The sequence below is a fragment of the Planctomycetaceae bacterium genome (assembly GCA_041398825.1).
Lineage (GTDB): Bacteria > Planctomycetota > Planctomycetia > Planctomycetales > Planctomycetaceae > F1-80-MAGs062.
Map to the genome: position 1 here is coordinate 280,993 of JAWKTX010000007.1, position 22,583 is coordinate 303,575.

13 protein-coding genes and 1 tRNA gene are annotated in these 22,583 nt (G+C 54.9%); 6 read left to right on the top strand and 8 right to left on the bottom strand.

Annotated elements, in window-relative coordinates:
* Positions 1-42: 42 nt before the first annotated feature.
* Positions 43-2,814: a hypothetical protein gene (locus tag R3C20_14600; GenBank protein MEZ6041733.1), complete on the bottom strand. Its 2,772-nt coding sequence runs from the start codon at positions 2,812-2,814 to the stop codon at positions 43-45.
* Positions 2,815-3,354: 540 nt separating this feature from the next.
* Between R3C20_14600 and R3C20_14605 the strand changes: the two genes are divergently transcribed.
* From R3C20_14605 to R3C20_14625, 5 genes are all read left to right on the top strand, one after another.
* Positions 3,355-4,590, top strand: coding sequence for a glycosyltransferase (locus R3C20_14605; GenBank protein MEZ6041734.1), 1,236 nt, complete (start codon positions 3,355-3,357; stop codon positions 4,588-4,590).
* A gap of 205 nt (positions 4,591-4,795) precedes the next feature.
* The gene (locus R3C20_14610; GenBank protein ID MEZ6041735.1) at positions 4,796-4,966 is read left to right on the top strand and encodes a hypothetical protein; all 171 of its coding nucleotides are present in this window, start codon (positions 4,796-4,798) and stop codon (positions 4,964-4,966) included.
* A gap of 363 nt (positions 4,967-5,329) precedes the next feature.
* A complete protein-coding gene (locus tag R3C20_14615; protein MEZ6041736.1) occupies positions 5,330-7,834 on the top strand; it encodes a DUF1553 domain-containing protein in 2,505 nt (834 codons plus the stop codon).
* A 240-nt stretch (positions 7,835-8,074) separates the two neighbouring features.
* A complete protein-coding gene (locus tag R3C20_14620; GenBank protein ID MEZ6041737.1) occupies positions 8,075-11,161 on the top strand; it encodes a hypothetical protein in 3,087 nt (1,028 codons plus the stop codon).
* Positions 11,158-14,103, top strand: coding sequence for a c-type cytochrome domain-containing protein (locus tag R3C20_14625; protein ID MEZ6041738.1), 2,946 nt, complete (start codon positions 11,158-11,160; stop codon positions 14,101-14,103). The genes R3C20_14620 and R3C20_14625 overlap by 4 nt, the downstream gene beginning before the upstream one ends.
* Before the next feature lie 212 nt (positions 14,104-14,315).
* On the opposite strand, the gene R3C20_14630 is transcribed toward R3C20_14625, so the two are convergent.
* The 6 genes from R3C20_14630 to R3C20_14655 all read right to left on the bottom strand — a co-directional run bounded on the left by R3C20_14630 (position 14,316) and on the right by R3C20_14655 (position 21,056).
* Positions 14,316-15,017, bottom strand: coding sequence for a PTS sugar transporter subunit IIA (locus R3C20_14630; GenBank protein MEZ6041739.1), 702 nt, complete (start codon positions 15,015-15,017; stop codon positions 14,316-14,318).
* Positions 15,017-16,777: a trypsin-like peptidase domain-containing protein gene (locus tag R3C20_14635; GenBank protein ID MEZ6041740.1), complete on the bottom strand. Its 1,761-nt coding sequence runs from the start codon at positions 16,775-16,777 to the stop codon at positions 15,017-15,019. The genes R3C20_14630 and R3C20_14635 overlap by 1 nt, the downstream gene beginning before the upstream one ends.
* A 437-nt stretch (positions 16,778-17,214) precedes the next feature.
* Positions 17,215-18,402: a phosphoglycerate kinase gene (locus tag R3C20_14640; protein MEZ6041741.1), complete on the bottom strand. Its 1,188-nt coding sequence runs from the start codon at positions 18,400-18,402 to the stop codon at positions 17,215-17,217.
* A 392-nt stretch (positions 18,403-18,794) separates the two neighbouring features.
* A complete protein-coding gene (locus tag R3C20_14645; GenBank protein ID MEZ6041742.1) occupies positions 18,795-19,406 on the bottom strand; it encodes a hypothetical protein in 612 nt (203 codons plus the stop codon).
* Positions 19,407-19,423: 17 nt separating this feature from the next.
* Positions 19,424-20,461, bottom strand: a complete 1,038-nt coding sequence (locus R3C20_14650; protein MEZ6041743.1) for a ferredoxin family protein — start codon at positions 20,459-20,461, stop codon at positions 19,424-19,426.
* 142 nt (positions 20,462-20,603) lie between these two features.
* Entirely contained in the window at positions 20,604-21,056 is a 453-nt protein-coding gene (locus tag R3C20_14655) for a glycine cleavage system protein H (protein ID MEZ6041744.1), read from the bottom strand.
* Between the two features lie 205 nt (positions 21,057-21,261).
* Here R3C20_14655 and R3C20_14660 point away from each other — a divergent pair.
* Positions 21,262-21,345, top strand: a tRNA-Leu gene (locus R3C20_14660).
* Between the two features lie 170 nt (positions 21,346-21,515).
* Here the strand turns inward: R3C20_14660 and R3C20_14665 are convergent.
* Positions 21,516-22,349: a hypothetical protein gene (locus R3C20_14665; GenBank protein MEZ6041745.1), complete on the bottom strand. Its 834-nt coding sequence runs from the start codon at positions 22,347-22,349 to the stop codon at positions 21,516-21,518.
* Positions 22,350-22,583: the final 234 nt, after the last annotated feature.

Below are 22,583 nucleotides of genomic sequence, written 5' to 3' on the forward strand. Positions count from 1 at the left end.
CTGAATCATGACTGCGCAGTTCAATCCACTCGGCGTTGATTCTTAGTGGCCCGGATGAAACTCGTCATCCTCATCAGAATCCAGGTCATCGAATTCGTCGGAATCGTCCATGTTGTCGTCATCCAGATCATCGAAGTCCGAATCATCAAGCTCCAGGTCATCGTCGTCATCACTAATCGGAAATCGCGCGCTCTGCCAGACCGCGCCTGGTGAATCGGTGTAGGACTCGTTGCTGATCAGCGTTTCCTCCACCTGTGCCGGCAGGCTGTGGCAGCGGGACTGCCAGCGCAGCGCGGTTTCAACCGCTTCGTCTTCGCTGGTAGCCAGAATCCCCCATTCAATCCCATAGGCCGTCCAGTCCGCTTCGGCGTCGAGCCGGTCATGATCCGAGTTCCACTGATCATCTACCGGTTGATAGAGCAAACATCGGTACAAATGCACGCCTTCCTGCTGGGGCGTGTCTTCCCGCAGCGGCTGAAACCACCAGTCCGGCATCAGGGCAGACCGAAGCAGCCGCTCTTCAATCCTGTTCTGCAGGTCTGCATCCCGGAGTACGTTTGTCGCAACGTCTAACAGCCGTTCGAACAGCGACGCAATTCCATTGCCGCTTAGAAAATCAACCTGATGAAGCGGAGTCTGCATGACAAAATTGATATGCGGTTTCGCTCGTTCAATTCGATCCATCTGAACCAGTGTCACAGCCCGCATCACCTCAAGATGCCATCCAGTTCCATGAGCTGCCTCTTCAGCAAGGTCAAGCAGCATCAGGCTTTCTTCGTATCGTTGCAGTTCGTACTGACAGACCGCCCGGTAATAACAAACCCAGGCTCGATTTTCTCCTCCCAGAGTTTCAAAACGATCCAGGTATGTCAGCGTCGAATCAAATTGTTGCAGGCGAAATGACAACATGGCGGCATTAAATGCAATGCGATAGTCGTCTGCGCCTTCACGAAGGCTCAGGTCCAGTACGTGAAGCGCGTCTCGAGGTCGGTCTGTTTCCGTATACAAGTCTGCCAGCCGTTCGACGACGTCCGGCAAGGTTCGGTCCAGCCGGAAGGCTCTGGCAAAACATCGCTCGGCTTCGCCTGAATTGTTTTCCCGAAGATAGTGGTCACCCGCGCGCATATGATTGCGGGCTCGATTGCCATCCAGCGCCAGCGCTTTCAAATGCAGTTGTTCCGTTCGTTCAGCCGTGATTTTCTCAGCCATGGACTTATTCGAGCTGTTTCGAAGAGCGTCGCCCAGTGCCCCAAGTACCGACAGAACGATGCCACGATCGCGGTGTGGCGCGGCGATGGAGTTCGCCCACCTCCAGATCTCGTCTCCATCGCTCGCCGAACCAACCAGCCAGCCCATAATGTGGATCAAACCCGCGACATCGTCGTAATGGGTCGCCTGTGTGGTGGTGTAGCCCAGTACCTCATCCCGGATAGCCTGAAAGCTTTCCTCCGTCGGATCCGACATCAGTCCATTCATTTGCTCCCGAAGCTTCGTCAGTTCGGCTGCAAGTGGCGTCGCATTCTCAGTATCGCCGGCTTCATGGCTCGTTTCATCGCCGGACTCCAGATCGACAGCAGCACCCTCCGATTCGCCGAAACCATCATTCTTGATGCTCTCGGAAGGGGTTTCGCTGATCTTTGGAGCTTGTGTACCGGTGGCATCGCTGGCTTCGGCAATCTGTTTTTCCAGATCCACAAGAATTGCAATGGGTGAAGGCTTGCTGGATGACATCAGCACATCCAGTCGCCGGATTGTAAGCCAGTCATTCGCTACGCGGGCTCGTTGTTCCAGTTGTCTGGCCAATGCTTCGGCCTGCTTCTGCTGTCCCTCCAGCCGTTTGGCCGCAACCAGTCGTAAACGCGTTTCAAACCAGAGGTGTGTTCCACCGGACTTTTGCAAACGCTGGTCCCAGCGAGTCAGTATCTCCGTCGCAGTTGACCATTCGTGCCGCTGTACTGCAGCCAAAGCTCGATTCAGATCCATCGAATGTTCGAAGAAAGGACACTCATCAGCAGATGGCATCTCACTGAAAACGCTGTCCTTTTCAAGTACAGGTTCTCTGCCCGCAGCAATCAGCACGTTATCCAGTTCAAGCAGCGTACGAATGCGGGCTTCGGTTTTCAGGCTCACCAGTTCGGACTGAGCAAATTCCAGAGCTTGCTCGTACTGAGCGATCGATTCATCGAATCGGCCATACAGAGCGTCCAGCCATGCGGCTTTGCCGGATGCGACCCAGCGACGATCGCCTCGGTCAGACCACGCGCCTTCATGTTCTGTAACCTGCCGACACTGATGCATCGCGATTTCGGCGTCATCTGCCGCCAGATAGACATCGCAGGCATATTCCCGAAAGCAGCCGATGCAGCCGAGTTTCCCGGTTCTGCGACATATCTGAATGCCATCAGCGATGCAGGCGTGCATTCCCTGGGAATTGTAGCCCTCCAGATGACCGGTCGCTTCCGCCAGGTTTTCATACGCACAGGAGCTCATTGAATAGACAAGGTTCTCGTACTGCTCAATGGGAAAGTCCGCCTGAATCTGGCGAATCCGTTCTTCATCTTCCAGCAGTGCAATGAGTTCGATGGCACGTTCCCGCATCAGCTGAAAGTCGAGCAGGTATTGGGCCTGGTCCATCTGGAAGAATGTCCCCATCACATAATGATAGGCCCGTTGTTCGGACCGCGATTTTCGTCGCAGTTCTCCATAGAGTCGTGATGACGATGCAAATCGGCATGGCTTGATGAGAGCCCCGGCCTGATCCTGGAGTTCTTCCAGTTGCCGGGTAATTTCTGCTTCGTGTTCAGGATTGCTCATTTGCGATTGGCTTTTACAGAGTGAAACTGTCCGAAACTCGTGCGAATCGTTTGACGAGTTGCAGGCATGATCCTGTGCGATCATAAGAGCGTCTGACACGATTCAGTGACAGCGACGCGAAATGATCCCGCCGAACAGACAGATTGGCAAGCCTCGGGGTCTGAACGCATTGCGGCACTTCCGCACGAAGTAGTTCATGTTTTCCCATTCACCCCATCCACCGGACTCTGTTTGACACTGAAAAACCTAATTGCCAGACTCCCCCGGGCTCTGGGTTTGCGCAAACGGTGATCCTGACAATGCAGCAGTGCAGTGTCCTGACACGGAATTTGTGTTGTTCAGTGTTGTTGGACCGTCCGTAGCCTGCGACGTTGAACGAACGAGTCCTGGCGACTGGCGACAAGACCGCATGACGGACGATTTCAATGTCAGAGATCTCGAAAAAACGCAATCCCTGTCCTGATGACAATTCGATTCGGTGCCACCGATGTGTCAGGCCGACACTCCCGGTCAGATCGACACGTTCATTAAAGATCCGTCATGTCCTATTCTGGTCCACTCCTGATCCTCTGGATGTTAGTGCTGTGCATTGTTCAGGGTCTGATGCTGTCAGTTTATGTTCGCACTCTCCGGAGTGCGGATGAACCACTCGGCGATGATCCGTTTCCACCAATGCTGATCGTATTATGTCTGCGAGGAGCGGATCCGTTTCTGCGAGACAGCCTGGCACGGATGCTGGAGTCAGACTATCCCGCCGCCCGTTTTCGAATCGTGATCGATTCCGCTGAAGACCCTGCGCTGGACGTTGTTGACGCCTTTCTGCTCGAACGCAACGACGCGAGGGTAGAACGATTCATTCTTCAGAACCGCCTGACCACTTGCAGCGGAAAGGTGAGCGGCCTTCTGGAGGCGACGGAATCCATTCCGCAGGACTGTGAAGTCATCGCCTGGATCGATGGCGATTCACTGCTGCACCGCTCAGCGTTGCGAGAACTCGCCAACGGATTGCGTGATCCCCGAATCGGCGCGGTATCGGGGAATCGCTGGTACCTGCCACCGGAAGCCAGCCTGTCCGGAATCACGCGTATGTTCTGGAATGCATTTGCTGTCCCATCGATGAATATGCTGGGCATTCTGTGGGGGGGATGTATGGCAATTCGGGCCACCGACTTTCGATGCCCCGAATTCCGAAATCGGCTCACCCATTCTTTCGTCGAAGATTCCGCGATTTGTACCTACGTTCGATCCACAGGCAGAACCACCCGTCTCGTCGCTTCGGCCCTGTTGCTGAATCGAGAAACGATCACGCTGAAAGATTACTACCAGTTCGCGACCCGCCAGCTGCTGACCGTTCGCATCGACAACTCACGATGGTGGCTGCTTGCCGCCCACATGCTCACCCTGAACCTCACGATTCTTTTGATGCTGATCCCCATGTCGATGCCATGGCTTCCCTGGTGGAAAGAAGTATGGCTGGCGTACCTGCTGCTTTCAGGGCTTTCGTTGACAGCAATTCCAATTGGACACGTGCGAGTCTGCAGGACTCTGCGAGCCCGAGGCGAAGAAGTGCCCCGAATCTCCTGGAAGCAATGGCTTCTGTTTCCCGTTGCCGTTTTCCTGCCGAATCATCTGAACCTCGCATCCACGCTGAACACACTCTTGATTCGTCAAATTACCTGGCGGGGCATCACTTACCAGTTCAGCCGGCATAAGTGCCAAATCATCGATGTTCAGCCCACCAAAACCTCAGCAGACACGGGACGTTCGATCATCTGATACCCGGCCGCCGCTGTGTTCCTGTCTCGCTCTACCTGAGGCCTGCTGAACCCCTGCGTTCTGAACATCCCCTTTCCAGCAGACGGCACAGTTCCCGCCCCCACAAATCCAGCGATTGAAGAAACGGGTATCTCCGACGGTCCTGTGACCGGAAAATACCCGCGCTGTGCACGTCTTTGCGCATCCGGAAAAGTCGGGGCACTCCATGTCGACGTCCACGTCCACGACCACGACCCAGGGCGATCCGGCAGCCATTCTCGCATTGACTCAGGATTCCAACCCCGTCCTGGTCCTTCAAACAGATGGAAGACGGACCGTTGTTGTCCCGAACGAAACCGTTCAGCCCGAACTCGGGAATTCGGCTCAGCAGAAGTGAGGCGGATTCAGCTCCATTCCCGCGGCAGACAAATCTTCAGAAACTTCCGATCTCACCGGCACGATCGCACTCGACCGGGATCGTAGCCCAAAAATCTCCCGGCGAATTCTGATGTCGCCCTGCGTGCCCGCTCCACCGTAGGACTGCACACCCGTGCGGTCATCGCTCAGGATTATCTGCCAGTGTGGCATTCCGAACTTGACTCCAGCGGTTTGCGGTTTAGTCTGCGTTTAGTGTACAGGCGCTGATTCCCTGGCCTGTCACAATTTCTGCGAGTTCGACCATCCACCAGCTTCAGGTATCTCCTGAGGTTCCCGCCTTTCACTGGCACGACGCCAGCGCCAATTGCATCGGAGAGCTTCTATGTCGCTGAACCCAAATCGTCTCTGGATGCCCGCGTCGCGCAGGTTGTTGCCTGCTGCACGCATCGTTGCAGCGATGTTCGCCCTGAGTCTGACGACGGCGGTTAACGCTGAAATCACAAAACTGGAGATCGCGCCAACTGGTGAAGACCAAACCATACGCATTCTCAGTCGTGATGCCCGGCAGCAACTGGTAGTGACGGGAATTCATGATGATGGCAGACAGGAGGATGTCACTCGCAAAGCCCGAATTTCTGTTTCAGCTGACAACATCCTGAAGATCGATGACACGGGTTTGGCAGTCCCTGTCGCGGATGGTGATGTCACAGTGACTGCTACGCTGAACGGCAAGTCAGCAGAAGTTCGAGTCGTGATCACCGGGTTCGCTCATCCGTTACCCATCAACTTCCGCAATCAGGTGGTTCCCGTTTTTACGAAACTCAGCTGCAACGGCGGCGGTTGCCACGGTAAGTCCGGCGGGCAGAACGGTTTCAAATTGTCTCTGCTGGGCTTCTATCCGGAAGACGATTACGAGTTCCTGAAGAAGGAATCGCGCGGCCGCCGGATCTTTCCTGGCGTACCCGGTGAGAGTCTTCTGCTGAAGAAGGCCATCGGCCGATCTCCTCACGGTGGCGGCAAACGCATGGAGCAAAACAGTTACGAATATGACCTGCTTGTTCGCTGGATCGAACAGGGAATGCCGTACGGCACGGAAAGTGATCCTTATGTGACTTCAATTCGCTGCGTGCCGGATGCTCGTGTGATGCAACGCAACACCGAGCAGCAGGTGGCGGTGCTGGCAACCTACAGCAATGGTACCGAAGAAGATGTGACCCGCATGGCGTTGTTTGAGCCCAACGACGCTGAGATGGCCGAATCCTCCATCACAGGACTGATTCGCACCAACGATCTGGCGGGCGAAGTGGCCATCATGGCGCGATATCAGGGGCAGGTCGCGACCTTCCGAGCAACGATTCCCATGGGAGCAGATACTTCAACCCTGCCCGAACCAACAAATATCGTGGACGCTGCTGTCTTCGACAAACTTCGCCTGCTGGGCATACCAGCCTCAGAAATCTGCGACGATGCGACGTTCCTGCGACGAGCATCACTGGATATCGCCGGCCATATTCCTGGAGAGGCTGAAGTCAAGGAATTCCTTGCAGACACCTCTCCGGATAAACGAGACAGGCTGATTGATCGTTTGCTCGACAGTCCCCAATATGCCGACCACTTCGCCAACAAATGGAATTTTATCCTGAGAAACAAGAAGGAACGTGGCGAAGACACACCTGGTACAATGCTGTTTCATCGGTGGCTGTGGAGCAGCCTGTATGACAACAAGCCGTATGATCAGCTTGTGCGCGAGATTGTATCGGCATCCGGCGATCCCATGATCAATCCGGCGGTTGTCTGGTATCGCGACGTCGACAGTGTCGAAGAACAGGTTGAAGACACTGCTCAACTGTTCCTGGGAATTCGTATCCAGTGTGCAAGGTGTCATCACCATCCCTTCGAAAAATGGAGCCAGGACGATTACTACGGACTGGCCGCGTTCTACAACCGCGTGGGCAAGAAAGTGATTCCTAACGCGGCGGGCAACATGCGCGATCGTCGCGTCTTTCATAACGAAGGCATCGCGACCGCTTCGAATCCCCGATCCGGAAAGGCATTGAAGCCAACTGGCCTTGGGGCTGAAGCACCTTATGACATCGCTGCAGACAGTGACCCTCGCGTGAAACTGGCCGACTGGATGAGCGACCCCGGAAATCCGTTTTTCGCAAAGTCACTGGTCAATCGATACTGGAAACACTTTTTTAATCGCGGCATCGTAGAGCCCGAAGACGATATGCGGGCAACGAATCCACCATCCAATCCGGAATTGCTGGACGCACTGGCGAAGCAATTCATCGAATCTGATTTCGATCTGAAAGGGCTGGTCCGGACGATCTGTCGTTCCAAAACCTATCAGCTCAGTGCCCTGCCCAACGACTACAACGCCAGTGACAAACAAAACTTTTCGCGGTATTACCCGCGACGTCTCAGCGCGGAAGTGCTTTATGACGCATTTCATCAGGTCACCGGCAGTAGCCAGAACTTCAACGGCATGCCCGCCGGCACCAGCGCGCTGCAGCTGGCTGATGCATCCAACGGACCCTACTTTCTTCAGGTCTTTGGCCAGCCTAAAGGCGATACGGCCTGCGAATGCGAACGCAGTATGGAAGCCAATCTGGCCCAAAGTCTGCATCTGCTGAATGGCAAGGAAATTCAGGATAAGATTGCATCCGCTTCCGGACGAGCGGCGGCCCTGGCAAAAGACACCGCCCGGACCCATGATGAACGCATGACGGAACTGTATCTGAACGTCTTCGGACGCAAACCAAATGCCTCTGAACTGGACACCGCCGTCAGTTACCTGAAACGCAATGAAGACAATCCACAGGCTGGTTATGAAGACATTCTTTGGGCATTGATCAACACCAAAGAATTTCAGTTCAATCACTAACCGAAAGCAGGCCGCAGAAACAGATTCCTCCACAGCCGTTCCAGCGTCCATCGCTTCCTGCTGATTCGAATTCGGAATCCAGAAAGTGCATGTGCCCAGGAACGGCGGATGTCCTTAGTTCGAATCATTCGACAGATCTGTGGTCGAGCATTGCACCAGCACCCCTACCCACCCGAATATCCCGCCTCAATACCTCACAGAACCGATCTTTCATCGGTGAATTCAAACGGACACAATCTGATGAGAAGACGGCTGACGAAGCAACAGTTTCTTCACAGCGTATGTATGGCAGCAGCGCTGTTGTTACCTTTGCATTGCCTCTGCGCCCAGTTACCGCAAACACGGATCTCGGCTTTATTCCCCACGGGTGCGCAGCGAGGGACGACGATTGAGGTCGCGATTACCGCAGGGACAGACCTGGATGAAGTTGATCAGTTGGTCTTCAGTCATCCTGGCATCAAAGCGGTCCGAAAAAGGGATGCCAACAACGCTCCGGTCGCGAATACATTTATCGTCTCAACAGACGTCACCGTCCCGCCCGGTCTCTTTGATGCAAGGGCTCGGGGCTTGTTCGGGATCAGCAACCCGAAAGCGTTTCGCATCGATTCTCTCACCGAAATCGTCGAAACAGAACCCAACAACACCGCCGATCAGGCAACACCCGTCCTGGTCAACACCATCGTCAATGCGAGAGCAAACGGTGGAACAGATGTAGATTTCTATCGGTTTTTCGCTGAAGCCGGGCAAACGATTGTCGTTCGTTCTGAAGCCGCTGTTCTGGATTCACCGATGCAGCCAGTGCTGCAATTGTTCGATCCGAATGGCCATCGGATTGCAGAGAGTCGCCGGATCTTTTCCCAGGACGCAGCACTTTCATTGACGGCAGTTGAAAGCGGCAATTACGTGCTCAAAGTTGCCGACATCGTCTATGCTGGCAGTAATGACTACGTGTACCGCTTATCCATCGATACTCGTCCACTGGTCGACGCGGTAATCCCGGCCATTGTGAAAACCAATGAACCATCAACCGTCACCATTGTGGGACGGAATCTCGCAGGTGGCCAGGCATCGCCATTCTTTATTGGAACCGACTCACTTCAACAGTCCGTGGTAGAAATTGCTCCCAGCCCCGATGCTGAATCCCGGACGGGTATCGCATCTTATTCCGCATCCTTTGATGCCGTGCGGACAAATCAGATCGATGGCAACCTGCTGACACTTTCTCACAGCGACCTCGCACCAGTTATTGAAGACCCAAAAGCCGCACACCAGATGGTGACGATTCCGTCGGAAGTTGACGGACGATTTGATTCGATCGGTGACGAAGACGACATCCGATTCCATGCCGCCAGGGGTGACGTCGTCGTCGCGGAAGTTTATGCAGATCGAATTGGATCCATCGCGGACCCTCTGTTGATGGTGGAACGAGTCATTGTGGATCAGAATGGCGTTGAGACCTATCAACGCCTGGGTACAGAGGACGACAGTAAGCAGAATCCGGGCGGCGCTAATCTGCCGACGCTATCCAGCGACCCCGCGTTCCAGCTAACAGCACCAGAAGAGGGTGTGTACCGCATTCGATTGAAGGATCGATATGCCGATTCTCGCGGGGACGTGAGGTTGAACTATCGACTTTCGCTTCGCAGACCCACACCTGATTTTCGATTGATCGTTTTCGACGCCTTTCCATCAGCTGACGGCAAAGCACCAGCGACCAGCGGGGCAGTCAGTCTGCGCAAGGGTGGGACATACGCTTTGACGGTCTACGCCTATCGCCAGGACGGTCACAACGATCCCATTTCGATTTCTGCTCTGGACCTGCCGGCTGGCGTCACTTGCCCGGATGTTCTGCTGGGTCCGGGTGCGGTTTCCGGGAATCTCGTATTCACCGCCACGGCGGATGTCGCTGAACTGGTATCACCCATTCGGCTGATCGGAACATCAGGCATCGATGATGCTCGAAAAACACACCCTGTTAGTGTTGCCACCCTGGTTCATGATGCTGTCAATGGACTACCCCGAACCGCGAGGCTGTCGGACTCACTCGTGGTTGGAGTGATGAAAGACGAACAGCCATTCACGCTTGAAGTGGAACCCATGGTTGTCGACCTCAGTCAGGATCAACAGTTACTGATTCCAGTGAAAGTTCATCGTCGGGCAGGCTTTGATCGCAAAGTCGACATCGCTGTAATCGGAATTCCCGGCAATGTGGACGCTCCGAATGTTTCTGTTGAACCCGGCACGGATTCGGCTGTTGTTCGATTGTTCTTCAAGGAGAACGCACCTGTTTCCAGCAGTTCGATCGTGCTGAGCGGCACGGCGGCGGTGCCCTATCGACGTAATCCCTGGCAGGCCGAACGGGCTCAGGAGTCTGTCAGAGAAGCCGAAGCGTCATTAGCCGCGACCCAGGTTGCAGCTACCAATGCCAATCATGCTCTTCAGGCCGCTCAGAAAGTGGTGACAGACTCTGAAGCCAGTATCGCCGCTCTTGCCAAAGAAGTTACCGGTTACCTGGCAGCGCAGGAGCAACTGAAGAACGAATTCACGAAAGCTCTGGACGACCATAAGGCCGCGGTTACCCAATTGACGACGGCCAAAGAAAAGTTGCTGGCTGTTCAGACGGATCAGAACTCCAGTGCGGCGCAGTTCGATACTGCGCTCAAGGCAAGTCAGGACGCCGCCACGGCCGCTGAATCAGCAGCTGCGCAGTTGACGCTTCTTGTCAACAAATCAAAGGAATTGTCTTCTGCTCTTGCCAGTGCGAAGCAGAACGAAGAGAAAAAGGCAGAAGAAAAACGGAACGCTGAAGCGAAAGTCCCTGACCTTAAGAAGGCTGCCGACGCCGCTCAAACCAGCGTCGCGGCAGCGATGAAAACGGTTGAAGAGGCGACCGCAAAGAAGAAGGCCGCAGACGATGCGTTTAAGAAGGCAGATGATGCTGCGAAACCCAAGGACATAAACACTCGGGCGGTATCAGTCCCGGTAGTGGTCACGGTCCATCCGACGCCGGGCAAGATCACTGCGGCCATGCCGAACGGCGGTGCCTTCAGGAAAGGCACAACGATTGAAGTCAAAGTCACAGTTGTCCGGAAGAATAACTTCAGCGGCGCGCTAAAAGTGACACTTGTTTTGCCCCCCGGCATAACAGGTCTGACATCGAACACCGTTGACGTACCTGCTGACAAGACGGAGGCCGTTTTGACAATCACAGCGACGGCCGAAGCTCCCGTGACCGACATTGCAAATGCAGTCATCCGTGCGACCGGTGATTTCAATGGCCGAATGGCATCGATGGATGCTCCAATACAACTGAAGGTGACAGAATGATGCGAACGCCGAAAGCAAAAGGCCACGTGGAAATGACATCCCATTCAAATATCGCTCCCCCAAACGCTTGTTCATCGCAGACACAGGAAGCACCGTTGGATGCCGGGAGGTCGAACCCCGTACCGCTGCGAGCCGTCAGGACGATCGCTTTTGGCGTCCTGTATTGCCTGACGGCGATGGCTTCTTCAGCTTTTCTCCATGCGGATGAAGAAAAACCAATTGAAGCAGAGGCTGTTTCGCTTGGACGTCCCGTCGAATTCGAACGCGACATCTATCCCATACTGGAAGCCAACTGTATCGCCTGCCACAACCAGGCTCTGGACGAAAGTGAACTGATTCTGGAAGACACGAAGGCAATTCTGAAGGGAGGAAGCGCGGGGCCATCGGTGGTGCCGGGCAATCCGGACGAAAGCCTGCTCTTCAAGGTCGCTGCAAGAACTGAAGAACCTGTGATGCCGCCGTGGCCAAATGATGTTCAGGCAAAGAAGCTCACGCCCAGAGAACTGGGCCTGTTGAAACAGTGGATCATCGAGGGAGCTGCCGGGGGAAGTGGCGCGAAATCCGGCATCATGCACTGGCAGCCAATCAATGCTCAGCTGAAGGCTGTTTATTCGATTGATATCGACCCCAACGGCAGATGGATTGCCGCCGGCCGCGCAGGAGGAGTTACTGTGTATGACATGGCGATTCGCAATCATGTTGCACATCTGACGGACCCCGCAATTCAACTTCCGGATGGCTACGCCGCACCCGCGCACCACGACTTTGTTCATGCCATCGCCTTTCACCCATCCGGAGACCTGATTGCGACTAGTGGGTATCAGGAAGTCAAACTCTGGCGACGACAGGTCGCCGCCGCCAACAATCTGATCGCTTTTCCGAGCGATTCGACGTTGCTTTGTACTTCAGGGGATGAGGAATCTGTCATCGTTGCCAGCGCGGGAACCGGAGTTGCACTGCTGAATGCTGCCACGGGTGAAGTGATCCGCCGGATTGACACGGACGGACAACCAGCCTCCGCTGCTTCGACAACCTCTGGTGAACGCCCATTGATTGCCATCGCTCTTGCCGATGGTCGAATCCAGACAAACGACCTTGCAACCGGCGAATTGCTGCAACGATCTGATGCCCTCACTTCCCCTGTCGTGACCATGACCGCCCCGCATGCAGGTGATCGCATGGCAGCGCTGTGCAGCGACGGGATTCTGCGGTTGCTGACCGTGGCTGCTGACACAGGAATTCCAACCGTAACCGCTGAGATAAAATCGGATGCGGGTTCGATTCAAAATCTGGCAATAGACGGCTCAACTTTGATCACGGTGACAGCGGAGAAAAAAGCGGAGCTCTGGAAGCTGGAAGATGCCACAAAGACCGGCGCCTTCGATCTGCCAGGTCCCGTGAGTCAGGTGCAGGTTTCTGTAGCCATTGATCGCGCGGTTTTCGTGCTTACGGACGGTCAGACACTGTTGTGGTCATTGAAAGAGCCCAAACAAATTGCGGCGTTGACTACGGATCTGATCGCCACCAGAAACGCGTCGCACGCTGAATCAATCAAAGCCCTTCGCGAAGCTCGCAACACCGTCCTGAAGGCAAAGGTCGCGGAAGCGGAAAAAGAAGTCACCGCTCAGAAAGAAGCGGAAAAAAAAGCCGAAGAAGAACTCACCAAAGCCACCGCGGCAACAGACGAGGCCAGGAAGAAGCTGGAGCCCCTGGTTGCTGCGACCGCTGCTGCCAAAAAGGCGCTGGAAGAAAAACCGGACGACGCGGCAGCTAAGAAAGCTGTCGAAGACGCAGAGAAGGCTGAATCAGCCGCAAAGAGTTCTGTGACCGATGCAGAATCCAGGCAGCAACTTGCTCAGAAAAGTGTTGAGTTTGCCAGTGCTGCGGTGAAGCGTGCGGAGCAGCGAGTCGCCGAGCGAAAGGAGCAGCAGGATTTGGCTCAGAAAGAAGCCGAAGTCGCAGCGGCAGCGGCCGAAGCCGCGAAGTCAGCAACGTCTGTGGTTGCCGGAACTCAATTTGCCGCGGTGATCGCGGATCATCAATTGATTGCGTCGACGGATTCAGCAGGAACTGTACGGATCTGGAATGCAGTCGATGGACAAGCTCTGGACGTTCTTCCAGCGGTAACCACACTCAATGAAAGCACGACGATTGGCTCGATTCGTTCTCTGAATGCCAGTGGCAATACCCTCACATCCACAACAGAAACGCATCAAAGATTTACGCGTCCTGCAATTCCGGACTGGAATCTGGATTCGGTTCTTGGGCCAAAGCCCGATGAACAGACATCCGTCTTCACGGATCGTGTACTTGCCCTTGCGTTTTCACCCGATGGAAGCCTTCTGGCAACCGGTGGGGGCGAAGCATCTCGAAGCGGTCAGGTCACTCTCTGGAACGTTGCCGAAAAGACGTTGATCCGTGAGCTCAAAGAGGCCCATAGTGATACGGTCTACGGTGTTGAGTTTTCACCGGACGGGAAACTACTGGCAACGGCGTCCGCCGACAAATTCGCAAAAGTTTTTGACGTGGCAACGGGCGAACATGTTCAATCATATGAAGGACATACCCATCACGTGATGGATGTTTCCTGGAAGTCTGATCTGACGCTGCTGGCGAGTGCAGGTGCAGATAACGCCATCAAAGTCTGGAACGCAGAAACCGGCGAACAAACTCGCACCATCAGCACTTATTCCAAACAGGTAACGTCTCTGAATTTCGTTGGAATGACCGAAGAAATCCTGAGCAGCAGTGGTGACAAACGCGTCTTCCTGCACAAAGCCAGCAATGGCGGAGCTGTGCGGGAATTCAAGGGAAATCCGGATTACGTCTATCGTGTTGCATCAACTCCGGATGGCGCCCTGATCGTTTCTGGAGGCGAAGATGGAATCGTGCGGGTCTGGAATGGAAAAGATGCCAGGGAACTGGCGACGTTTACCCCATGACCCGGATCTCTGGTCACAAGTGAACGCGTTCATGGCGTCGCTGATGCTGTTTGAATGCGGTCTGGATGCCGTCTCGATGCCGTCGGGGCCAGGGCCAGACACATCAGACAACGCCCGTAACTCAAACACAGGCCGATTTGCTCTGCCGCTCGCAAGAGTGTCAAGCCTTCGGCAATCCGAGCTTCGGCACCACGGCAATGCAGGCAGTTTCTCTATGCACCGATCTTTTCATCAGTCGCACAGATGATGTTGTATGCATCAATACCTGTTTCTGCGGACCGAAGTTCATCGAGAAAGTTGGGCATCTGCATCATGCGACCGAGCCTCGCCAGAATCTGAAGATGCGTCGGCGAGTCACGTGCCAGAACCAGAAAATACAAATCGGTCAGGGCTCGTTTCGGTGCTCCGAACGGTATACCAGAATACGTTCTTCCGAATGCGATCACCGATTGGCCGAGAGATTCTGGTTGCGGATTACGCGGATGCGGAATTGCCACGCCATTGTCGAAACCCGTCGACATCACGTCTTCGCGTTCCCTGACCGCTTTCAAAATGGAAGCCGGATCCCAAACATGCCACGTGCGGCCGGCAACTTCGATCAGTGCCTGCAGCACAGAAGGCTTAGTGCCGGCATCCAATGGCACCTGGCAATTCTCCGGTGTCATCAAACTTGATACGAGGGTCTGATGCAGCTCTTCCGATTGCTGGGCCTGTTCAAGCTGTGCGAGCCCGTTATCACTAAAGTCTCGAAGTTCCTGTTCGAGCCAGTGTGTAATTTCGGTGGGGTTAAATCGCCATTCACCCCCAATGCGCCGACCCGGTACCTGCCCGCGACTCACCATCCGTTCTACAACACGACGATCCTGACCAAGTCGCTGTACCAGATCATCCAGTGTGAAGAACTCGCGAGCCATTATTTTCTTGCCTGCCGGTCAGATGTAGGTTGAATTCGGGATACTTCCGAAGGCGGTTCTCCCGTCAGAAGTTCCAACAGCCAGGGCGTAGCATTGGGAATCACAACCATTCGCTGTGCAGCACCAGGGCCAGACCCATCGATCAGCACGGTAATTCGTGTTCCACGGGGCGCTGATGTTGCCGAAACGGCCGAAGAGTTTCCAGCCGAATCTCGAGTCATTTCGGTCGTGGCCGAAGTTGGTAATACGCTTGTTAAAGATTCGCTAAGACCACCGTTCGCTCGAAAGGGATTTGCCAGGCCCGAATCTGCCAGCGAATCCGTTCCAGCAGCTGCCCCACCTGAGAAATCTGAACCTGCCAGGTCGGCCGCGGAATCAGGAACTTCAGTAAACACTGGCGTGTTGACTGGCGAATCCATTCCATCAGGCGACGTCGAGGAGACGTCGCCATCCCGCATCTGAGATGAACTCATTGCCGTTGCAAACGGATCTTCAAGCGGTCGTTCGGTACGACCTGCTGGCGTGACCTGACGAATTGCTTCCTGCTGAGCTGCCGCAAATGCTTCAGCGACATCTTCTCCCGCGCTCCCCGGAGACGACTGCAACACATATTCAATCTTCTGAGTTCGGACCAAGTCATTGATGGCAGCCTGAGCCATGTAGAGCCCTTCTTTGTTGTCCCTGTCCGCACAACTGCAAACGGCCAGCAGATGCCCTTCCAGATCAAAGAGTCCTCCCCCGGATCGCCCCTGAACCGGATCAACCCGGCAAGTCAAATTTGCAGGTCCTGTGTAGGGATTCAGTTTCAGAACTTCTGTTCGAAGTAGTGTGGGAGCCCGTCCATTGTCACACCCAAAACTCACAGCGGGCTGACCTGGTTCCACCGGAACAGGCTGAGCCGACAACGCCACCGACGGCAGAATATCTGCATTCTGGACGCGAACGAAAGCAAGGTCCGAATCGTGGCTGCCACCGATAAGTTTTGCCGGATATCGAGATTCCTGACCGTCCCGAAAAAGATTCACTTCAATCCGGGCCGATGGACTCTGACCTGCAAACAGATGGGCACAAGTCAGAACCAGAGATTGCCCGGGAACGCTGTACACGATGGTTCCTGTCCCGACATCCTGTAACTTTTCACTCGTAACATGGATCCTGACCGTGGCAGCAGCGGCTCTTGTCACACCATCCGGAAGCCCATCGATCGGAGCGTCCTGAGCGCGCACTGTAGGGAATTCGAACGCCGATTCCTTGTCCCGACGAAACATCCCCCGAAACAGGTTGCCGAGTGATCGGCCATCGTTTTCTTTCGATGCAATCGCGGGTGCATCTGGTGTCGAAACCCGCGCTTCCTGCAACTCTGATTCAACGGAAACTGATTCCGGAGGGCGTGACTCACCCCGCTCAGCCATCACACGGTCACGCTCTTTTCGCATCTCGCGGCGAAGCTCTTCTTCAGAAGTCAGCCCAACGAAACGTTTGACCTCTCGGCCTTCCACCAGCAAAACAAACGTTGGTATCAGGTCGACCTTGTATTGCCGTGAAAGCTGTGAATTCTCGCTGATGTCGATCTTCTTGATCGGATAGCCATCCTTCTCCATTCGCTGGATGATCGGAAGCATTTGCTGGCAGGGCGGGCAATACGACGCCGTAAAGTCCAGCAACAGGATCTCAGGAGAGTCGGCCGCAGCCACAACCGCCGGATTTGACGCCACGGCAACAATCGACGCTGCCGCAATAAACATCCTGATCACATTCATTTTCGGCTTCCCTGCCTTTGAATGGACGATGGTTCAATTTCAATCCATGATCTGGTTCCAGTCAGCCACCGGGACAGCCTGGAATTCACCAAATCTGAGTCCGGGAAGGGCACACACCGTGCCGAACCCAGACTCTCTTTCACAAATCCCCGTCAATTCCGTTGTCTTGAGAGGAAAGCCGTGGAATATCGCTGGATCTGAGTTCCTTCCGATCGAACCGATAACCCACTTCGGACGGCAGTTTTTGCAACTTTTTCACGCCCGATTTGCAGATCCTACAATTTGATGGACTTTCGCAGCAATCCCAGCTTACGGCAATTTCTGCCGCAGCCGGGACTCGCCAGCAAATTCTGCCACAGGTGACCGTCGGGCACTGAACCGAATTCCAGTCGGTTGAGCCAACCGGCCCGGCATTTTGCGGAATCGCAAAGGACCGACTACACCTCGTCAAGCAGTTCGACCGCCGCAAACTTCCGGCCTTCCAGCATTTCAAGACTCGCGCCGCCTCCGGTGCTGACGTGAGAGACTTTATCCGCAAACCCCAACTGCTGTATCGCGGCGGCACTGTCTCCACCGCCGATGATGCTGGTTGCCTCACTATTCGCAATGGCCTCTGCCACTGCGCGAGTGCCTTCGTCGAAAGGAGGAAGCTCGAATACGCCCATGGGGCCGTTCCAAACCACTGTCTTTGCTGTGGAAACCAGGTCCGCATACATCTTTGCAGTTTCAGGTCCGATATCCAGCCCCTCGAAAGCATCGTCGATTTCACCAGCCTTCACCACCTGCTTATTGCAATCGCTGCTGAAGTCGTCCCCGCAATGCGTGTCCACAGGAAGAACCAGTTTGTCACCACCAGATGCGATCAGCTGCCCGGCAAGTTCAACTTTATCTTTTTCGATGAAGCTCTTGCCGACCTTTCCCCCTTTGGCGAGAGAAAATGTGTACGCCATAGCCCCGCCAATTAACACTTTGTCGCAGATGTTCAGCAGGTTCTGGATGACATTGATTTTGTCAGAGACTTTTTTGCCGCCTACGATCGCGACAAATGGCCGTCCGGGACTGGAGATCGCGTCAGAAAGGTACTGCACTTCTTTTTGAACCAGAAATCCAACGACGCGCGGCTTGCCTTCCATTGCTCCTGGAACCGCAACCATCGAAGCATCCGTGCGGTGACACGTACCAAAGGCGTCATTGCAGTAGATGTCACCAAAAGCAGCCAGCTTGCTCGCGAAATCGATATCGCCCTTCTTTTCACCTTTCTGGAACCGAAGGTTCTCCAGCACGACGACGTCACCGGGCTGCATCGCAGCCACTTTGGCCGTCGCATCATCGCCAACGGTGTCGGAAGCAAAAGTGACGGGCCTTTCGAGCAAAGCCGCCAGCACGTCGGCCGCCGGCTTCAGACTTTCCTTCGAATTGTCAGCTCCGGGTTCAGGCCGCCCCAGGTGACTCATCAGAATAACGCTGCCACCCCTGTCAAGCACAGACTGAATCGAAGGCAGCGCCATTCGAACGCGCCGGTCATCGGTGACCTGGCAGTTGTCATCCAGCGGCACATTGAAATCGACTCGCATTAACACCTTTTTGCCTGCCACATCGACGTCAGCGATAGACTTCTTAGCCATGATTCCTTTTCTTTCTCACCTGATGAATCAACCAAACGGACGACAAATGTCACTCACAGAGACTTGTACAGTATCCCGGATTCCTTCCGCTGCCCCGTGGCTGAAAGTCCGGCAACGAACGACCTTACTTATCGGCCAGGGTTTAAACGTCGCTGGTTCCGTAACCCCCAGGCATGCCCCTCTGAATGACGCACCACACTAGCGAATTGACCTGAATGCTCCCAGCAACAGCCGCGGTTTCCAATCCCTGCGAAACACGCTTCGCCATGCACTTTCTCATCGTCCGCTGACCGAACAGCCTGTTGAAAAACGGGAATGGCTCGAGCTGGAGACGTGAAAACGCGACGGTTCCCAGTCGTCCTGTGTGCCTGTCGCGGTTTTTCAACGGACAGCTAATCCGTTGCGATCGCAAAAACACAAAGAATAGCAAGCCACACAAGCCCCAGCGCGTGCCAGCACCAGGCAGCAAAAACAACCCCCCAGTTGTATTCGTGGTCGTAACAATCGGCGTAGGCACAAAGTGTCACCCAGAGCAGCACCGACTGAGCGACCAGAAAATGCATGGCATGCAGCGCCGTGAACATGAACACAAACCCGTGAACATTGGTCTGCGTCTGGCGAAAATTGTTGACACCGGCGGCAAACGCCCACAACCCATACGACTGGACTCCGACGAACACTGTCGCAAATCCCATCGCGCACAAGAGGGAACGCCGGAATGGTTCCTGGCGTTCAAGACGAACATGATAGACCGCCATGTGCAGCATCCAGCTACCACACACCAAAGCTGCCGTACCAAATTGAAAGGCAGCCGGCAAAGTCAATCGATTCGATGAAACCGGCTTGCCATTCCACCACACCAGTAACAGCGCTAAACCTGCTCCGGCAGTCGCCTGCATTGCCGTTGCGGGAAAGAATCGCCTCGCGAGCGCCGCGCGCGTCTGCTTCCAGGCCAGTGCCGCTGGAACGTTGTGTGCCGCCTCAGAACCGTCCGGAGAAACCATCCCGCGCCGTCCGTCAATCAGAATTCCAGCGCGTCAAGATCGTTGACCAGTTGCTCCATCTCGCCACGATGGGCTTTCTTCAGTCCAACACTGGTGCCAACAGCTTCCCGGCCAGCCAGAATGAGTTCCGTGTCGCGTTCCCGAACAGCCGCTTCGATTGCAGATTCGCCGGAATCGCCGCCGAACAATGCCGTCAAATCAATTTTCAAACCACCCACTTCTCCGTCTGCGCCGGCGATGGCAGGTGTCTTGTGTTGTGGAAAAATGATGGCGTTCTCCGGACAGACGCGACTACATGCCGGGCACCCCTTCTTGCAGTTATCCTGCTCCTCGACGAGGATACGGTCCAGCTGATCGACGCCGTACACACCAAATAAACAGAAGTCGATGCACTCCATGCAGTTCGTACATCGACTGTAATCGATCACCGGATACCATCGCCTCGAAGTGTCTTCGGGCAATGCAGCCTTGTCATTATGAGTCGCTGCGCCGGTATCCAACGCGCGCCGCGCTTCCAGCATTCGTTCTGGTTCAAGATAACGCTGCAGCTGCGTCTGGTCCGGGCTCCCCTGAATCCAGGACATCAACTGAACCAGAGGTTCCCCGTTTTCGGCGGCAATCCGCCGGATTTCGCTGACGAAGTCATCCGCGGATTCCGAGGCTCGCAGATCAACCGTGTACAGTCGTCGATCCGGCACCTTCACGCTTCCGATGGCATGGGGACGCGATGAAGACTCTGACGATTCGTCATCTTCTTCACCATCATCGCCTTTCAGCAGCGTTGTCCCTTCCTGGCCATGGACTCCCGCACGATCCAGTGTCCATCGAGAAGCCCGTTCATACAGCCAGCTGAGCACCACCAGGTGTCCCGGCACAGAACGCAGGTACAGGAATCCCGTATGATTCTGCGGCATGTCGTACAAGTGCGGCACCAGCGACACATCAATGTCGGGCTCCGCAATCAGTGCTGTCGCAATGTCTTCTTCCAGCTGCCGCTTAGCCGGATTGCGACCCTGCGCCTGTGAAATAACGACGGTCAGTTTTTTGGCTGCCATAATGCAAACCGTTCCCAGAGAGTTCGCTTTTCGTTCGTTGGATTCATCGATACCAGAGCCGAGCTTCTGCTGAAGTCCGTTGCCGCAGAAAATTGCCCGGATGGCCGGAACCCCGGTCCATCATTGACATGGCATTCGAAGACTACGACATCTGGCCCTTAATTCGCCGCTGCGTATCGTTCCAGCCCGACTCCAGCACCTCAACGTACTGTTCTGCCGTGATTAAAGAACCGTTGGGGCGAAAAGTGTAGAGCCAGCCATCACCATAACAGTCGACATTAATGCCCGACGGGTCATTCAGAAGTGCCGGATTGAATTCAACCACGGTACCAGCACACGGCGGAAACATCGATGAAACGGCCTTCGAACTTTCGATTTCGCCAATCTCCAGTTTTTCAGGCACCAGTGTACCAGGATCGACGGACCATTCCAGAAAATAGACGTCCTGAAGCAATCTCACCGAGTACGCCGTAAACCCAACCCGGTAAATGCCGCCACCGAGAGCCTGCAGCCAGAGGTGGCGGGTACAGTATTGGCGATCGACCGGAATCAGAGCCTTGTACTGGCCCATCATAAAGTGCAGTGAATCAGACATTCGCTCATTTTCTCAGTCAAACCCAACCCCGGAAAAACCTGACGAAACGCTGTCGAACCCGAGCTGCCTTCGCTGTGTCGTGCTGTTGCCCGGTGTCGTCGCATTATGACGACATCGGTTGCGAATTTTGAGTGATCAGCGAACGACCGACGCTTGCCGCTTGAAGATTCCGGGCAAACACTGTTATCTTTCAACCTCATCCCACGCGCAAGTGGCGAAATCGGCAGACGCGCCAGCTTGAGGGGCTGGTGGTAGCAATACCGTGCAGGTTCAAGTCCTGTCTTGCGCAGTTTCAGACCAACTGAAAACCCCGTTGAGTGTCCAGCTCATCGGGGTTTTTGCTTTTCCCAGGGACCACTACCCCCACCAAAGAATTCGGGCACCAGACATTTCGGGGCACCAAAGAATTCGGGGCGAAGGCACCACGCTTCGCAGCTGGCTTTTCAACAGGCAGTTCGCTCAGGGCGATGCAACGAGTTCCGTCGAAGCATGTGACCTCAATTTCCCGTGTGAGCGACGGCGGCCCAGCAGGCAGCACACCAGGCTCGCCATGAAAAACGTCGATGGTTCTGGTACGGCCGAAATACTGACAGAACCCAGCGTGAAGTCAGCCGACGCACTGGTGGTGTTGTCTCCCAGAAACAGAAAGTTGGAGCCTGTGTACGGCGGGATCCCTACTGCACTGTAGTTGCGCAGGGAACCGCTCAACACAAGAGCACTGTCGCCAAACAGAGCATAAGTGTTGCCCAGGATCGAAAGGCTCCAGGCAACTTCGGCGGCAGTCGTATCGAAGTTCGCGGATTCCGCATGGGTGAAAAGTGGCGATGCTGACTGCGCCCAAACCTGATCTTGCCAGAATCCGAGTTCGATGCCCATCCCGTCATCCGCCAGTACAATTGCGCTGAATCCCGCTCGGTCCGCACTCGTATGACTTTCCGCATGGATCTGAAGCTCAAAGTCGAGCGAAAATCCACTGTTCCTGTCGAGTGACGGAAATCCGGGATTCTTCAGTGTTCCCAACAGATTCCGGTTGCTGTATCCGGCCGCCACAGCATCCGACGTTGTTAACCGAACCCCCGTCCCAGCCACCACACTTTGCGTTACAAGACCGCTGGCTGCATACGTCAGCCATGCCTGATCCTGAGGAAGCTGCATCGTGGCGTCGTCATAGAGTACGATTCCAGCCCGGCAACTGCTGGCAAACGCCAGGTAAACGGCAGCAGCAAGCAAAGCACGAAACGGTTGGGCACCGTGACTGAAACAACGACAACGGAACATAAGCTGAACACCCATCTACCAGGCCCTCGTTTGTCAGCCCTGCGTCAGGCTGAACAGGCGCAGGTTAACCCCTGGAGCGACTCGTTTGTAAGCTTTGTCTCGTTTTTTTGTCATCATCCAAAGTAATCAGCCGCCGTTGCGCAACCAGCGGAAAGGTGCCCACCCCGGAGGCGGTCAACAACGGACAGAATCGCAGAAAAGTCGGGTGTCTCGCACAGGCATTGCACAGAGACTACACTCGTTATCCAC

Bases quoted from the DNA above. Each gene is read 5' to 3' on its own strand.
- R3C20_14620 (MEZ6041737.1), top strand. From the start codon at position 8,075: ATGAGAAGACGGCTGACGAAGCAACAGTTTCTTCACAGCGTATGTATG.
- R3C20_14665 (MEZ6041745.1), bottom strand. From the start codon at position 22,349: ATGGGTGTTCAGCTTATGTTCCGTTGTCGTTGTTTCAGTCACGGTGCC.
- R3C20_14655 (MEZ6041744.1), bottom strand. From the start codon at position 21,056: ATGTCTGATTCACTGCACTTTATGATGGGCCAGTACAAGGCTCTGATT.
- R3C20_14600 (MEZ6041733.1), bottom strand. From the start codon at position 2,814: ATGAGCAATCCTGAACACGAAGCAGAAATTACCCGGCAACTGGAAGAA.
- R3C20_14645 (MEZ6041742.1), bottom strand. From the start codon at position 19,406: ATGGTTTCTCCGGACGGTTCTGAGGCGGCACACAACGTTCCAGCGGCA.
- R3C20_14635 (MEZ6041740.1), bottom strand. From the start codon at position 16,777: ATGAATGTGATCAGGATGTTTATTGCGGCAGCGTCGATTGTTGCCGTG.
- R3C20_14630 (MEZ6041739.1), bottom strand. From the start codon at position 15,017: ATGGCTCGCGAGTTCTTCACACTGGATGATCTGGTACAGCGACTTGGT.
- R3C20_14610 (MEZ6041735.1), top strand. From the start codon at position 4,796: ATGTCGACGTCCACGTCCACGACCACGACCCAGGGCGATCCGGCAGCC.
- R3C20_14625 (MEZ6041738.1), top strand. From the start codon at position 11,158: ATGATGCGAACGCCGAAAGCAAAAGGCCACGTGGAAATGACATCCCAT.
- R3C20_14605 (MEZ6041734.1), top strand. From the start codon at position 3,355: ATGTCCTATTCTGGTCCACTCCTGATCCTCTGGATGTTAGTGCTGTGC.
- R3C20_14615 (MEZ6041736.1), top strand. From the start codon at position 5,330: ATGTCGCTGAACCCAAATCGTCTCTGGATGCCCGCGTCGCGCAGGTTG.
- R3C20_14640 (MEZ6041741.1), bottom strand. From the start codon at position 18,402: ATGGCTAAGAAGTCTATCGCTGACGTCGATGTGGCAGGCAAAAAGGTG.
- R3C20_14650 (MEZ6041743.1), bottom strand. From the start codon at position 20,461: ATGGCAGCCAAAAAACTGACCGTCGTTATTTCACAGGCGCAGGGTCGC.